General features: G+C 46.2%; 11 protein-coding genes, 3 pseudogenes and 2 riboswitches. Of the genes and pseudogenes, 4 read left to right on the top strand and 10 right to left on the bottom strand.

Annotated features, from left to right (window positions below):
- Positions 1–38 precede the first annotated feature (38 nt).
- Positions 39–533, top strand: coding sequence for a universal stress protein (locus tag RIM23_RS24375; protein WP_446370140.1), 495 nt, complete (start codon positions 39–41; stop codon positions 531–533).
- 13 nt (positions 534–546) lie between these two features.
- On the top strand, positions 547–1,503 hold the full coding sequence (locus tag RIM23_RS24370; RefSeq protein ID WP_446370138.1) for a ribonuclease III domain-containing protein: 957 nt from the start codon (positions 547–549) through the stop codon (positions 1,501–1,503).
- A gap of 89 nt (positions 1,504–1,592) precedes the next feature.
- Here RIM23_RS24370 and RIM23_RS24365 read toward each other — a convergent pair whose 3' ends face one another.
- The 5 genes and pseudogenes from RIM23_RS24365 to RIM23_RS24345 form a co-directional block, all read right to left on the bottom strand.
- Entirely contained in the window at positions 1,593–2,669 is a 1,077-nt protein-coding gene (locus RIM23_RS24365; protein WP_446370136.1) for a glycosyltransferase family 4 protein, read from the bottom strand.
- A gap of 110 nt (positions 2,670–2,779) precedes the next feature.
- Complete coding sequence (locus RIM23_RS24360; protein ID WP_446370134.1) at positions 2,780–3,124, bottom strand: hypothetical protein; 345 nt, start codon at positions 3,122–3,124, stop codon at positions 2,780–2,782.
- Between the two features lie 37 nt (positions 3,125–3,161).
- Positions 3,162–4,532, bottom strand: coding sequence for a DUF1800 domain-containing protein (locus RIM23_RS24355; protein WP_446370132.1), 1,371 nt, complete (start codon positions 4,530–4,532; stop codon positions 3,162–3,164).
- Between the two features lie 142 nt (positions 4,533–4,674).
- On the bottom strand, positions 4,675–6,756 hold the full coding sequence (ftsH, locus tag RIM23_RS24350) for an ATP-dependent zinc metalloprotease FtsH (RefSeq protein WP_446370130.1): 2,082 nt from the start codon (positions 6,754–6,756) through the stop codon (positions 4,675–4,677).
- Between the two features lie 73 nt (positions 6,757–6,829).
- Positions 6,830–7,069 (bottom strand): annotated as a pseudogene (locus tag RIM23_RS24345) (UPF0175 family protein); the annotation flags it as partial.
- A 188-nt stretch (positions 7,070–7,257) separates the two neighbouring features.
- On the opposite strand from RIM23_RS24345, the gene RIM23_RS24340 reads away from it, so the two are divergent.
- The gene (locus RIM23_RS24340) at positions 7,258–8,058 is read left to right on the top strand and encodes a Uma2 family endonuclease (RefSeq protein WP_446370128.1); all 801 of its coding nucleotides are present in this window, start codon (positions 7,258–7,260) and stop codon (positions 8,056–8,058) included.
- Positions 8,059–8,339: 281 nt separating this feature from the next.
- Here RIM23_RS24340 and RIM23_RS24335 read toward each other — a convergent pair whose 3' ends face one another.
- The 5 genes and pseudogenes from RIM23_RS24335 to RIM23_RS24315 all read right to left on the bottom strand — a co-directional run bounded on the left by RIM23_RS24335 (position 8,340) and on the right by RIM23_RS24315 (position 14,842).
- Complete coding sequence (locus RIM23_RS24335) at positions 8,340–11,129, bottom strand: cation-translocating P-type ATPase (RefSeq protein ID WP_446370126.1); 2,790 nt, start codon at positions 11,127–11,129, stop codon at positions 8,340–8,342.
- Between the two features lie 121 nt (positions 11,130–11,250).
- Entirely contained in the window at positions 11,251–11,853 is a 603-nt protein-coding gene (locus RIM23_RS24330; protein ID WP_446370124.1) for an exopolysaccharide biosynthesis protein, read from the bottom strand.
- 337 nt (positions 11,854–12,190) lie between these two features.
- A pseudogene (locus RIM23_RS24325) lies at positions 12,191–12,760 on the bottom strand (SLC13 family permease); the annotation flags it as partial.
- A gap of 202 nt (positions 12,761–12,962) precedes the next feature.
- The gene (locus tag RIM23_RS24320) at positions 12,963–13,232 is read right to left on the bottom strand and encodes a hypothetical protein (RefSeq protein WP_446370122.1); all 270 of its coding nucleotides are present in this window, start codon (positions 13,230–13,232) and stop codon (positions 12,963–12,965) included.
- A gap of 12 nt (positions 13,233–13,244) precedes the next feature.
- Positions 13,245–13,394, bottom strand: a riboswitch (cyclic di-AMP (ydaO/yuaA leader).
- Between the two features lie 110 nt (positions 13,395–13,504).
- A complete protein-coding gene (locus tag RIM23_RS24315; RefSeq protein ID WP_446370120.1) occupies positions 13,505–14,842 on the bottom strand; it encodes an SLC13 family permease in 1,338 nt (445 codons plus the stop codon).
- A gap of 355 nt (positions 14,843–15,197) precedes the next feature.
- A riboswitch (cyclic di-AMP (ydaO/yuaA leader) is annotated at positions 15,198–15,331 on the bottom strand.
- Positions 15,332–15,708: 377 nt separating this feature from the next.
- On the opposite strand from RIM23_RS24315, the pseudogene RIM23_RS24310 reads away from it, so the two are divergent.
- A pseudogene (locus RIM23_RS24310) lies at positions 15,709–16,098 on the top strand (RNA-guided endonuclease TnpB family protein); the annotation flags it as partial.

Here is a 16,098-nt window from a genome sequence, read left to right as displayed (position 1 = left end):
ACAACCTACTATTTACCAGGGTTTTGGAGGAAATGGTTATGTTTGAAAAGATGCTTGTTGCCATAGATACCTCTGGTATGGGTGACCCTGTTTTTGATCAAGCCCTAGAATTAGCCAAAGCGGTTAAGGGTCATCTATTACTGTTGCACGTTCTGTCTCCGGAGGAAGACACGAGTCCGGGTATGCCAGGATTTGCTGAGACGGACTATTACCCGTGGCGATTGGATGATGTGAATATCAGCTACCGCAAGCAGTGGGACGACTTTGAAAGCGAATGTCTGGAGATTTTGCGCGAGCGCACGGCTAAAGCTACGGCGGCTGGTGTCATGGCTGAGTTTACCCAGGTGCCAGGAAGTCCGGGGGAAACCATCTGTAAGATGGCTAAGACTTGGCACGCTGATCTAATTATCATTGGTCATCGGGGTTTGTCAGGGCTTTCGGAGTTACTTTTGGGGAGTGTCAGTAATTACGTTCTCCATCATGCTCCCTGTTCAGTCCTGACGGTGCAATTACCTGTTGTTAAAACCTCTTAATCTTTTAAAACTGATGGAATGGAATCCTGAACCTGTAGAAACCCAAATCGGTATTCAATTCAAGCATAGTGATACGCTTCGCCTTGCTTTAATGCATCGCTCTTATGCGGAGCAAATTGGAGAATATGAACAGAATAACGAGCGATTAAAATTTCTGGGGGATGCCATCGTTAATTTGGTGATTACTGACTATTTATATCACAACTGTCCCTATTTAGAGGTCGGTAATTTCAAAGGATTACGGGACAAGTTAGTCGAGGGACAACGGTTAACTAAACTGTGGTATCAACTGGGATTAGGCGAAGGGTTTCCGTTTCTAGGACTGACCCAAGAACGGCATCGCTTGCGTTTACAAAGCCACAATCCCTTTGAGGAGGCATTGATAGCGTTAGTTGGGGCGATTCATCAGGATCGCGGGTTTTCTCAGGCGCGGAATTGGTTGATTAAGCAGTTGGTTGCGCCGTTACTGGAGCGTCATTTAAAAAGTATAAAAGAGCGTTCATCTGAGAATAAACAGTTAAGGTTTCTGGGAGATGCGGTATTTAAGGGGGTCGTTGCTGATTATTTGTATGGCTATCTACCCAATGTTAAAGTTGGTAGTTTAAATGAGTTGTTTAAGGAATTAACGTCTAAGGAGAATCAAGCCGACTATATCAATCAAATCACGACTGAGGAGTTGACGGCGCTGAATTTGGGGAATGAGAAAGATTTAGGCAAATCATTTAAGGCATTATTAGCCGCCGTTTATCTGAATCGGAGTGCTGAAAATGATAAGCGGGGCTTGGCGGAAACCGAAAACTGGTTTGTGGAACGGTTTGTTGATCAAGATCAGGTTTTAAGGAAGGCGATTCGTTTACTGATGGAAGATGGTAAGTCGCAGAAGTGGATTGTACGGTATGTTATGGGGTATGAAAGTAAGGATTATCATGCGGGGAGAGATCGGTTTAATGAAGTGATGGAAGTCGGTTAGCAACCTAATAAGTCTGGAAGAACAGGCTTTTTCAAACCTTTATCGTCCGTCCGTCAACGATGCGGGGGTTGATGGCGAAGACAGTGCAACTACCAACCCATTAAAATATCGTACAACCACTGTTCCACGCGATCGCACATCGCCTGTGTTGAGTATTTGGCTTCGGCTTGTTGACGACAGGTATTGCGGTTAATCCTATCCAACCCCTTAATCGCCTCAACCAATCCCGCCACCGAATCCGGTTCCACCAAAAACCCCGTTTTCCCCTCCTCCACAATTTCCGTCGGTCCACCGCGACGGTATGCAATCACCGGCACGCCACAGGCGAGGGCTTCTATTGCCACATTGCCAAACGATTCCACCCAACGCGGCGTCATTAATAATCCCCGACATTGGCGTAAATGCTGCTGCAATTCACTCGTCGAGAAAAACCCTAGATAATGAATTGGCGCCTCTGGGTAATCCCGCAAAATCTGTTGCCAATAGTCCTGATTTTGCAGCACTCCCATAATTTTCAGGGGAATCCCCGTCATCTGAGACGCCGCCACTGCATCCTCTAACCCCTTTTCTGGGGAAATTCGCCCCAGCCATGCCAACCACGGTTCAGGTTCTGGACAAAAATTATAGCATGATAACTCAATCCCATTCCCCAAATACCGACAGCGTGTGCCAAATCTAAATGTCGCCGCCTGTGATTGGGAATTGATGCCCACTGTACCCGGAAACGCCATCACCACTTGCTCAATAATCTCATCCATCGCATCGGAGATAGAACTCATTGTCACCCAATGGGCAATGGGACGATTAAAAAACGGCGTCAAATAAAAGGGCAACCAATCATAGGCAAAATTGACTATGACATCATAGTCACATTGGACTTGTCGTGCATAATCCCAAAATCCGGCTAAAACTGAAGATGGGGGAATAATAATCGGTGTATCTCGTGCTTGAGTTTGAGCACTAGTTTGTACCATTCCACTAATTTCTACTAGGGGCATCCCCCAACCCGTAGACCCTTCCATTGCTACAATAGTGACCTGATGCCCGCGTCTGACTAAATCGCTGGCAACATTCCGCAATTTAAATTCAACTCCGCCCGTCAAGCCTGAACCCAACGGACCCACTGGACTAGAAATTAGCAGTAATTTTAGAGGGTTATCTTTCATTTAAGTTATGAATTTATTAACCAGAGAACCTTATGTCCTCAACGACATTATTTTCAAATCTTACAGTTGCATAACTGACTTTACCAGAAGTGGTATCTAACGTTTTATCATCATAATTCCAATACTAACATTATTCCACATATAAAAAGACTAAATAGAGCGATTGCCGGAATCACGAGCCGAATTCCCTTTTTTATATACTTTTGTATCCGCCGTTGTTTTTTCCGTTTTTTTTCTATTTTTCGGACGGCTTTCTCAACAAAATGTGGCGGAATTCCTGCTTCTGAACATATTTCTTTTAGATCCGCTAAGGAGTAACTTTTATTCGCTTCAGACTGTAAACGAGCCGCTTCTACTAGCACCTCGCCTACCCGATCATCAGGAATATATTTAATGTCCTTTAGACAGTCTCTAGATGCCTTGTCATTTCTTTTTCGATATGAATTATTCCCCATATTTTCTCCTTGACTGTTACTGAGTTTAATTGAGCCATTATCGATACATCAGATCGGGACTTCCTAAAATCAAAGCTGCCCGTAACTTTTCGGGACTATTCTCAATCTCCTGTTTAGTTTGGGCAGAAATACTATCACCCAATGTATTAAGAAGTTGACTCGCCTCCACCGATTTATTATCATTCAAGCCTCCTTGGGCTATCGTCGTTGCCAAACTAACCCGCCGTAGCATCGCATCGGGACTCAACCAAGCTTCTTGGATATTTTTATAGCCTTCAGGAGTGGAGCAATTATAAAGGGGCATACTCAGTTGATTTAACATACCCGAAATCCGCGTTAAATTTGGCTCTTTTGTCCCCGTCGCCCGGACAGCAGAAATAATATAGTGATAGGGAGTCTTAAATTTACGACCATAATTATTAGCCTGCAAAAATTCAGGACTTTGGAAAAGAGTTTTTAAGACAGCCCGAATATTCCCCTCTGTCTGCAAAAATTCCTTAGCCAGTCCCTTGACTAAACCGGAAGGCGGCTCATCGGCGACAAAATATTGGGCAAGTTTATAACTGATATAACGGGCAGTTGCTGGATGGCTAGCCAAGCTATCGATAGCTTGTTCCACTTCAGCCACACCATTGCCTTTAATCCGTTGACCCAGAAGTACTTTATCACTATAGTCATGGCGGTTGCTATCAAAATAAAAGCCATTGCTATCCCCCTTATTGCCATCCAAATCAAAACCCCATCCGGTTAAAATATGAGCCAAGGCAATCACATCATCCTGAGTGTAGCCGCCATCAACACCCAAGGTATGAAGTTCCATCAATTCACGGGCATAGTTCTCATTAATACCGCGAAATTGACCCTTAGCACCCGGACTATTGGGTGCAGTATTTCGCCAGTTATCTAAATAAACCAACATCGCCGGATGATGAACTGTTGCTGCTAGCAAATCCCGAAAATGACCCAGGGAATAAGGTCGAATGGCTTGCTGTTCATAGACACCAACCCAGAATTGAATCTCACCTTTTTTGGCAAAAACATTAAAGTGATTAAACCAAAAATCTACCATCACCTCTTGCAATTGCCTCCGACTCGCGATCGCACGGAGTAATCGAGCTTGTATCGCTTGCTGCAACGGTTGTCTAGCTTTTTGGCGAGCTTGCTGACGTTCCTCCTCTGAACGCTGTTCTTTGTGGCGAGGTTTATACTGTCTGAGTAACTGAATAGGAGTAAGTTTGAGAGTACGCCACTGATCAAGCTGGCGAGTTATTTGGGGAGATTCGGGAATGGATTCCGGCGAAAGTTGAGATTGAATATAAGCATCAATCCCCATCGATTGAATTTGTTCAATATCACCGGGACGAAGACCAAAACTGAGACGATTTAGAATATGGAGGGATTTTTTCATTTGTCAAATAGTTATCGCACTTAGTCGGGGCGGGTTTATTTACTATGAAGTGCAAAGGAAACGACAGTAGTAAAACCCGCCCCTACACACTCACGCACCCTGCCAGACTAGCGAGTGCGTTGGGTCAAAACTCAAAACTATTCTATGACGCTACACGATTAGCCTCTAACGCTACAAAATTATCCACCGGACGCACTTGTTGCAGCAGATTTTGTAAATCTTCTCCTTCAATCACCTCAGTTGCTAATATCTGTTGAGCAATTTGTTCGAGTAAATCACGATTATTATTGATAATCGCTAAGGCTTTCTGATGGGACATTTCCACAATTTCTCGAACTTCACCATCAATGGCTTTTGCCGTTTCATCACTCACACTCCGGCGTACATTCCCCCCATTATTGCCCAAGAAACTATTACCTTGAGCCTGATTATACGCCAAAGGACCCAAAACTTTACTCATACCATACGTCGTCACCATGCGTTCAGCTAACTCGGTGGCGCGTTGCAAATCATTAGCCGCCCCCGTTGTGATATTGCCAAAGACAATTTCCTCAGCGGCGCGTCCCCCCAAAAGTGTGGAAATATCACCCCGGAGTTCCGCTTCATTCATCAAAAAACGGTCTTCTGTGGGTAGTTGTAGCGTGTATCCCAAAGCCGACATTCCCCGTGGCACAATTGAGATTTTCGCCACTTTACCACTCCCTGGCATTAATGCACCGACTAAAGCATGACCAACTTCGTGATAGGCGACAATCTTCTTCTCGACATCGTTGAGAACCCGGCTTTTCTTCTCCAACCCCGCCACGACTCGTTCAATGGCTTCGGCGAAGTCGGCTTGAGCAATTGTTTCTTGGCGCTTGCGGGCGGCTAATAGGGCGGCTTCATTGACCAGATTGGCTAAATCCGCCCCAGCAAACCCAGGAGTACGAGTTGCGATCGCGTGTAGATCCACATCCTCACCCAATTTGACTTTTTGGGCATAAATCGTTAAAATCTCTTTGCGTCCAGCTAAATCAGGACGGTCAACCAACACCTGACGGTCAAAGCGTCCGGGACGTAACAATGCCCGATCTAAGCTTTCCGGGCGGTTCGTCGCCGCCAGAACAATCACCGTCGCATCCCCAGCCGCAAACCCATCCATCTCCGTCAGCAATTGGTTGAGCGTCTGTTCTCGTTCATCATTCCCGCCACTATGGAAATTCCCACTACTCCGGGATTTCCCGATCGCATCCAATTCATCAATAAAGATAATACAGGGAGCTTTCTTTTTTGCCTGATCAAACAAATCCCGCACCCGGGCGGCGCCGGTTCCCACAAAAAGTTCCACAAACTCCGATGCGGAAATACTAAAGAAAGGCACCCCAGCTTCCCCAGCCACGGCTTTTGCTAATAATGTTTTCCCCGTTCCCGGAGGTCCCACCAACAGCACCCCTTTAGGGATTCGCGCCCCAATTGCGGTAAAGCGATCGGGATTTTGCAGGAACTCGACAATTTCCACTAATTCTGTCTTGGCTTCCTCCGCCCCAGCGACATTAGCAAAGGTAATTTTAGCCGATTCCCCTTCTACATAAACTTTTGCCTTGCTTTTACTAAATGAAAGCGCACCTTCGGTATCTCTGTCACTGCGGCGCAGGAAAAACTGAAAGGCGGCGACGAGGATTAGCGGCGGAACCACCCAACTTAACAGACTCAGTAACCAACCATTTTTCGGTGGCGGCGCGGCAAAAAACTCAATCCCCTGTTCCTGGAGATTGTTCACCAAATTCGGATCATCGATCCGCAGCGTAGCATAGATTTGTCCTTTTTGCTCATTCTCATTGAGCAGTTCCTCCGTGGGGTTGAGTGGATCTTCAGGTGTCGGATTTAACAGATTGTCAGGTGTGTCCAGCTCAGGTGTTTCCGCCGTCTCTAAAGGCTGTTCTGGGGTTTCCAGCAAGTCTTGAGTAGCTTGGAGGGGATCTTGGGCGGCTTGCAGCAAGTCTTGAGTGGCTTGGAGTGGATCTTGGGCTGGCTTAAGCTGAAAAATCACTTGTTCTTCCCCCACCGAAACCCGGGCAACTTTTCCGTCGTCGAGTTGGTCGAGAAATTTGCTATAGGGAACCAGGGGAAACCGAGGGGATTTGGGTACAAACAAGTATCCCACTAAGGATACACCTGCCAGAATCAATAGAATAAGAGCAATCTGGCGACCCTGTGGCGATTGCGGTTTGTCTTTAATACTCATATATTCGTTCTCTGCACGCTTGCTGCCGTGGGCTTGGGTGGATGGGGGAATTCCTATTTTTAGGGTAGCAAGGTTCCTCCGCTAGTTCTTGAGGTGTTACCTGAAAGGGTGACACATTGAAGCGCGAAAGGGCGGCGAGAAAGTCTTGACGGCTCACATCGGCTATTTCAGCCGCTTTGGATTGAGAGATGATGCCGACTTCGTACCATTTGACAGCAGCGGCTAAACGCATTTCTTGCACAAAAGCATCTGGGCTAGTCCGTAGTGCCGAAAAAGCGCCTTCGGGGAGTTCTATCGTAAGCTGGACGGTCATGTTATTCGCTAGGGTGTCTTTGGTGTTCAGCGTAGCATTTGTTCACAAGGGAGCGATCGCCTATTACCCCATCCTGTTGAGTGGCGATCGCACAGTTGAAAGGATAAGCTCGGAAACTTGCTGTTTAACAAAGAATTTGGGATTTGGGATTAAACTAGAGGTAGCCATTTTGCCCCTTAACCATGATCATGACCTTTACTCAAAATTCAGAGGCGGCAGCAAGTTTAACGATATCGACTGAAGGAGACGATATAATCATTCCACCCTCGGATTTATGGAGTGATGAACCGCCGTTGGAAAGTGACCTGCATCGCGATCAAATAGAGCTGTTACTGGCTTGTCTGAAGTGGTGGTGGCGAGAGCGCACTGACTTCTATGCCACGGGAAACCTGACGATTTATTTCAGTCCAGAACATATTACCACGCGGGACTTTCGCGGACCTGATTTTTTTGTGGTTCTGGGAACAGAAAATAAACCCCGCAAAAGCTGGGTACTCTGGGCTGAACAGGGGAAATATCCGAATGTCATTATTGAATTGCTTTCTAATAGCACGGCTAACGTTGATAAGGGATTTAAGAAACAGCTTTACCAAGACACCTTTCGCACGCCAGAATATTTCTGGTTTCACCCCGATACGTTGGAGTTCCAAGGATTCTGCCTAGTTAGAGGAACTTATCAACCCATAGAGCCAAATGAGCAAGAGTGGTTGTGGAGTCAGCAGCTAGAGTTGTTTGTGGGGGTGTATGAATCAAAGCTGCGGTTTTTCAGTCCCCAGGGGCAATTGATTCCCACTCCCGAAGAAAGAGCCGAGCAAGAAAAACAGGAAAAAGAATTGGCGCAGGAACAAGCTCAACTGGCGCAGGAACAGGCTCAACTGGCGCAGGAACAGGCTGAAGCCGAACGACAACAACGAGAACTGGCGCAACAACGGGTAGAGGAACTCGAGCGTCGGCTGAAGCAGTTAGGGATTGAGCCAGATATACAATAGCGCCAAAAGCAGGGGGAGCAATGTAGAGACGTAGCATGCTACGTCTCTTAGCAGGGGGAGCCATAGTACATTTTCCCTGATAGCGGTGCAAGGGTATAAAAAGGTTTAACCCGGATTTCTTGAACTTGAGCAAATATCAATGCCACTCAAAGCCTTGATAGCTAAGGGTTTGGCAGTTGTGCAGCCAGCCCGAATTATAACACCGTACCAGGGAATTATAACACCGTACCAGGGAACCATAACACCGTACCAGGGAACCCTTTGTTACCGCTTTAACTCAATTACTCGATCGCGGTTTGCCGAAGTCTGAATCGGTTAATCACCAGTTTTTCCAGTTCAATCCAAACAAACATTAAAGCACTGAAACCAATACAAACCAAAAGTTCTAGAGGGCTTAACCAGTGAGTGCCAAAGAAATCCCGCAGGGGAGCCACATAAATTAGCATTAATTGTAATGCCGTGGTCAAGGTAACAGCACTCATAACGTAAGGATTGGAGAAGGGATTGAGTTGCACGGTTAACTGAGTATGGGAACGAATCGCGATCGCATGTCCCATCTGGGCTAAACATAGGGTGGTAAATACCATCGTCTTCCACCGATCCGGATCTCCCGATACCTGGGCGTAGTTATATGCCCAGACCATGAGTATGATGGTCAATATGGCAAAGATAATCCCAATCCGCACCATGTAAAGCCCCAACCCACGGGCAAAGATACTCTCGCGAGGATTGTAGGGCGGGCGCTGCATCACGTTGGGTTCGGCGGGTTCCATGGCTAGGGCGAGAGCAGGTAATCCGTCGGTGACGAGGTTCATCCACAGAATTTGTAGGGGGGAAAGGGGAACACCACCCAAGCCAATTAACGGCGCGGCTGCAATGGTAAGTACTTCCCCGATGTTGCTTCCCAGAATATATTTAATGAAGCGGCGAATATTCGTATAAACCACTCGACCTTCTTCCACAGCATGGACGATGGTGGCAAAATTGTCATCCAGCAGAATCATATCGCTGGCTTCTTTACTCACATCGGTGCCCGTAATGCCCATCGCTACGCCAATATCAGCTTGCTTAAGGGCGGGGGCGTCATTAACTCCATCCCCCGTCATTGCTACAAATTCACCTTGGCTTTGCAAGGCTTGGACGATTCGCAGTTTGTGTTCCGGGGACACACGGGCGTAAATACTGATATGGTTAACCTGTTGCTCTAATTCGGCTTGAGAGAGTTTTTGCAACTCTTGTCCGGTGAGAACTAAATCCCCGTCTTTAGCAATTCCCAGATCAGTTGCGATCGCTCGCGCCGTTAACTGATGATCTCCTGTAATCATCACCGGGCGAATTCCCGCCTCCCGACATTGAGCCACAGCCTCCCGTACCTCTGAACGCGGCGCATCCAGCATTCCCACTAATCCCAGCCAGATTAATCCTTGCTCGCTCTCTTCCCAAGAACCTTCCGGGGGAATGTCTGGCAAGAGCTTATAGGCAAATCCCAATACCCGCAATCCTTTACCTGCCATCTGGTTATTTTGTTCCAGAATCTGCTCCCGTTGCTGCGGAGTTAGTTCACCCTCCTGAATCCGGGTGCAACGCTCTAAAATTAACTCCGGTGAGCCTTTGGTAAACATGATGTAGGATGTAACCTCTTTCCCATTCTCCATCTGGCAAATCACACTCATGCGCTTGCGTTCAGAGGAAAAGGGAAACTCGGCTACCCGGGGCAACTGTTGACGCAAGGACTCTTCAAAAAAACCTGCCTTACCAGCCAAGGATAACAACGCCCCCTCGGTTGGATCACCCAAAATCCCCCATTCCTGCTTTTCCTGCTGCAATCGGGCATCGTTACAAATTACACAAGCGGTTAACAGGGTTTGCAAGTCGGGATAGTCTTGAACTGTGATGGCTGACTCCTGAATCCGGAATTCTCCAATCGGTGCATACCCTTCACCTGTCACCGCAACGGTATCCCCAAGGGTGTGAACGAACTGGACAACCATTTTATTTTGGGTGAGGGTACCGGTTTTGTCAGAGCAAATCGTCGTCACAGAACCCAGGGTTTCCACCGCAGGTAGCTTACGAATCAGGGCGTGGCGGCGCACCATCCGCTGGGTGCCGAGGGCTAGGGTAACGGTAACCACAGCAGGCAACCCTTCCGGGACGACTGCCACTGCCATACTTAAGGATACTTCTAAGAGTTCTTCAAACAGTCCCAATCCCCGGTTCAGGATACCCCCGACGACAACCAACGCTACCAAGATTAGGGAACCACTGACTAAAACATTTCCCAACTGAGACATCCGCTGTTGTAGCGGCGTGGGTTCTGTTTCCACCGATTGCAGCATTGTGGCAATTCGCCCTAATTCCGTCTGCATCCCGGTGTTGGTAACCAGTACCTTTGCCCGCCCCTGAATCACTTCGGTTCCCTGAAATACCAAGGTTACGCGATCGCCTAAGGGGGCGTCTTCACTCAGTTGCACGTCCGGTTGCTTGTGTACCGCCTCGGCTTCCCCAGTTAGGGCAGATTCCCGGATTTGCAGGTTTTGGGCTTCAATCAGACGACCATCAGCCGAGACTTGTACTCCCGCTTCTAATAGCATGACATCCCCCGGCACCAATTCCTTACCGGAAATTTCCATCAGTTTCCCATCTCGCAGCACCCGTACTTTAGGGGAAGAAAGGCGTTTGAGGGCGGCGAGGGCTTTTTCAGCACGGCTTTCTTGGAGATAGCCTAACAGACCATTTAAAATCACGATCGCAAAAATCGCGATCGCGTCTTTGGGAAACACCCCATTTCCTAAATCCAGTACCCCTGACACGATGGCTACGGCAATCAGCATCACTAACATGATATTCGTGAACTGATCCCATAAGATTGCCAGGGGACTACGCCCCAAGTTTTCTGTTAATTCATTTAACCCATACTGCTGCTGCCTCTGGGCAATTTGTGCGGGGGTTAAACCCCTTTCTGTGTCACTTTTTAGACGTTCTAGTGCCTGCTCAATGTCCAGGGTATGCCAGGGTTGAGTGGTATCAGAAACAGAACTCGACGATGCAGATGATGATGGAGTAAATGACATGGTTTGCGGTAATTGTGCTAAAGGAAAAAACGTTTATGGAGAAACTCAATGTAGGGTGGGCAATGCCCACCTACCACTTATGGTGTTTCAACTCATTGCCCTTATTTGAGCAACTATTTTTTTAAAAGAAAATGGGCAGTAAATGAGAGCCTTGCCAGAGTGCATAAGCAATAAAAGCAAAAACTAGGGTCACTAAAGCGGTTAGTCCGTACCCCACACACATCAGCAAACCATCTTCTTCTAAGGTAGCAACAACCAATAACAAAATCGCGGCGGTTGGCATCGGATTCGTGAAAGGAAACGGTAACATCAGTAGCACGCTTAGCCAAGTCATACAAAACCCATTCCAGCGCCAAATTTTAGGACTTTCCGCTACCTTTAGCCAACGAGGACGCACAATTTTTTCCAGCACCCTCATCACTCGCTTCAAATTTTTTAGCAGTTTTAAACTCAGGCTAGGGGGAAATCGAAAGTTGGCAACTTTTCTAGGTAACCACGGTTTTCGCCGTCCCAAAGCCATTTGCACGGATAACACTAAGCAACCTAATCCTAATATACTTGATGCTCCGGGAGGCATGGGAAACAAAAAGGGTAAAACTAATAAGCCAATCACCAAGCTGAATCCTCGCTCAGAAGTTTCTGTGAGAATATCTCTTAGCGTTAGGGGTTGATGTGTTAATCGGCTGAGTAGGGACTCAATGTCTTGAGTAAATTTTAGGTGCATTTGTCATTCGTCTTATGTCTTTTGTCTTATGTTATTTGTCAGGGTCTAAGAACTATTTATATAACTTAATCGAGTTTGGTTTATTTCCACCAATCTATTTATAAAAGGGGACAAAGTAGAGCCAATAACTGTAGCCACATCATTTAAATGGGTATAAATTGACAATTTATTGAGTCGGTGCTATACCATACAACCAAATAATCAGCAGTGGCGTGATTACCGTCAGCAGCAAATTGAGAGGCGCCCCAATTCGAGTGAAATCAAGAAACTTATAGCCACCCGGTCCATAAACCATTGTATTCGTCTGGTAGCCAATTGGAGTCAGGTAGCTGTTAGGGTAGATTAATCCGACAATAAAGGTAATAATACCCAAGGGGGTAAACTGAAATAATCCAAATTCGCCATACCCCAATTCATTAGATATACCACTTGCCACAATATTGGTGGAGGTGCCAATTAAGGTAATCATCCCCCCTAACACCGTGGCATAAGATAGGGGAATGAGCAGTTTAGAGACAGAGATGTTCTGCTTTTTCCCCCAATCTTCCACAATGGGTAAAAAGACAGCGACAACCGCCGTATTGTTGATAAAGGCAGTAATCGAACCCACAATCGCCCCCATGACAAAAATTTGTTGTCTGGGATTCTTTCCGCCCCATTTAATCAGCACGTCTCTAACCACTTGAATCACACCCGTGCGCCCAATTCCCTCACTCAGAATAAACATTGCCATTACTGTAATGGTAGCAGAGTTACTAAAGCCAGAGATTCCTTCTTCTGGGGTAACTAATTCCAAAAGCATCAAGACAACGGCAATAAGCAGGGCGGTGATATCAACGGGAAGCCATTCAGCAATAAACGCAATTAAAGCGAGGATTAAAATGCCAAGGGTGAGGGCAATTTGCATAGATTATTGAATAATTTTTCAGATAAAAATTTTGAATTCAGTAAAATGTCGAATGACGCTCCCCACCGTTAACTTTAATGAAAGTCCGACTACTTCGTTCCATTCACCAAAGTGCTGGAGACGGCAAAAGCAAGGATTGGTTTATTTTGTACTATCGCTTCACCCAGGAAGCAGAGTAGGTTTTAAGTCCAAAGTCCAGTTATTAAGCATTTTTGAATCGCGGCAACCCTTGATACATCGTAGGGTGGGCATTGCCCACCAGAATACGAGAAGGTAGCGGCAAACTCCTAAGCGGATAACGTCCAAAAACCCATACAGGTTTGGCTTTTTGCCACTTAGAACAAGCTACCACCGCGATAACGGCAGCTAAATTAAACTGAAATAACATCTGGAATGCCTCTGACTCTCTGTAGGTACAACGAATTAGAGTAGTACCAGCTCCTGAAACTGACGAGATCAAGACATTACACATAATGCTGATTCTTCAGTCTCCTCCCAATGCCTACGGAGTTAGCTGACGGGCTAGGACTGAGAGTTGTCCCTCTCAACTCAGCGTTCGAGTGTGAGATACGCCCCAAAAGTTGGTTCCCCCGCTCCAGCTTCACCGTGCTTGTGAAACAGGTTTCTCAGTGAAGTTCTGGATTAAGCTGACTTACTCGACTTAACCTATGATCATATTGCTGCTGGAAAAAAAAGTCAATACTGTGTCTCTACAACGTAAAAAAATTTCAGGTGCATTTGGACTTACCAGAAAAAGCGAATCGTAATATATAAAGCTGCCGTTACTAGTTGTATCACCATTACCGGTACGCCGTAACCTAAAAAGGTTTTAAAAGAAATCCGGCGTCCATGGAGTTCAGAAATACCCGCCGCCACGATATTGGAAGAGGCACCAACGAGTGTGCCATTCCCTCCCAAGGTAGCACCAAACATCATGGCATAGAAAAGGGGTAGTACTTCTGGGGGAAATTGACCCTCAAAGGTGGGAGATAGGACATCTGCTCCCACAGAACCCACATTAACCAGGTACTGTTTAAGCAGTGGCACCATTGCCACTACTAGAGGAATATTGGGAACAACACTGGAGAGTAAACCAACCAAGAAAAGTAGTAAGAGTGAACCGAGGAAAATATTTTGTCCCAATAGTACGGCGAGTAGTCGGGATAAACCGCTGAGGATACCCGTTTTTTCTAGTCCACCAATGATCACGAAAATAGACATAAAAAAGAGTAAGGTACTCCAGTCTACATCCCGTAAGATGTTGTTAACAGTATCAATCTTGCTATGGTGAGCCAACAGTAACGCTAACGCCGCTCCCATCAAAGCGACAGCCGCTGGGGAAATTGGAATAGGCAGTGAGTCTCCTACAACAAAAAACACCAGCACAAAAGCCATGATAAACCCCCCAGCGATTAAAACTCTAGGATGCTGAATTTTAGGGTGGGGCAGTTGATTCAAATTATCCAGCTTTTTATGCCAAGTTTTTGGGAATAAGAAGGGCAGCATAACGACAATCACAGCAATGGCAATTCCTCCACCTAAACTAAACTGACTTAAGTAGTCTATGAAGCTGATATTGACGGCATCTCCTACAATAAATGTTGCTGGATCACCGACAAGTGTGAGTAATCCAGCACTATTAGCCACCAGCACCATTAAAATGAGTAATGGCACGAAGTTTACCCCAATGTCCTGTGCTAATGGTGGCAGTAAAGGGGCTAATAACATTACCGTTGTCGCATTTGGCAATACCGCACAAATAGGGGTAGTAATAGCGACAATCCCCAGCAGAAGTCGCCTTCCTTCTCCTCTCGCTAATACGACCATTTGTGTGGCTAAGTAGTCAAATAGTTTAGTCGGTTCAAATGCCCGTACCAGAACCATTACGCCAAAGAATAAAGCCAGGGTTGCATAACTCTGACTGATGTAGCCAACAGCTTCGTTCAGCGTCATAACGTGGACAAAAATTAGCAGTAATGCCCCCAAAAAAGCCGCGATTGTTAGGTGCATCCATTCAGTCATAATTAAGATAATGACACCGACAAAAGTTGAAAATGCAATAATCTGAGACCAGGTTTCCATAAATTCCCTCATGATTGAAGTGGATAAGGGGAAGATGTTCAATGAAAAAAGCAAAGGATAAAGGGGGTAACCCAAGCAGATTGGATAAAAAAAATCCACCCAATTCCTAGAGCGTAAATCGAGTTATAGGGGTTTACAGAGACGTTGCATGCAACGTCTCTACTGGGTTACTGATGTTTTAGAAGAGCGGTGTCATCGCGTCAACCTATACCAATTCCACCCGCAACAAATGACCGCAAAGCTAAACTGAAACGACATGGCAACGCCTCAACTTCAAAAAGCAGGTACAAAAAAACTGAGCAGTACCAGCGCCTGAAACTGATGAGATCGAAACATTCCTAAAAATGCTGATTCTTCAGTCTCCTCCCAATGCCTACGGAGTTAGCTGACGGGCTAGGACTGAGAGTTGTCCCTCTCGACTCGGGTTTCGAGTCTGAGATATGCCCCAAAATTTGGTTCCCCCGCTCCAGTTTTCACCTTGTTACTCAAAAAGGTTTCTCAGTGAAGGACTGGATTAAGCTGACTTACTCTAGCTAAGCATCAATGATAACATAATGGGGTGACATCCTACTCCCCCTAACCCAACTTTTTATAGCAAGCGCCGTAAAACCCACACCTAAAAGGATGTGGGATATAAGGCGGGTCATCGGAGGGACGTAGATGACCAAATTACAAAGGTGCTCTTAAACGAGCTATCAAGCTTGTGATCAACTCAGACTTGCTCATTCCCCGCCTGGTAGCCTCTTGCTGTAGTTGTTGCATTTCATACTTAGTCAATCTGATATCTAATCTGTCTGTTTTTATCGGTACACACAATTGATCACACTTCTAGTAGAATAGAAAAAGCACATTGAGAGGTCGATTCAATGCTAGTTCTCAAATACAAGGTCAAAGCAAAACCGCAGCAATACAAGGCTATCGATGAAGCCATCAGGACGGTGCAGTTTATCCGTAACAAAGCAATTCGTTATTGGATGGACGCGCCCAAAGACACCTAGATTGACCGTTTTGCATTGAACAAGTATTCAACATCACTACGCAACGAATTCTCCTTTGTCAAAGACCTTAACTCGATGGCTGTACAGGCATCGGCAGAACGGGGATGGCTTGCAATATCTCGGTTTTACGATAACTGCAAGTCTAAAAAAGCTGGCAAAAAAGGATATCCGAGGTTCCAAAAGGACAACCGTTCAGTTGAGTATAAAACCAGCGGCTGGAAACTTCATCCGACAAAACGCCGTATCACCATCACCGAT

The organism is Coleofasciculus sp. G3-WIS-01 (assembly GCF_040223135.1).
Lineage (GTDB): Bacteria > Cyanobacteriota > Cyanobacteriia > Cyanobacteriales > Coleofasciculaceae > Coleofasciculus.
Note: the sequence above shows the minus strand (reverse complement) of the source record. Positions and strands in the feature narration are given on the sequence as shown.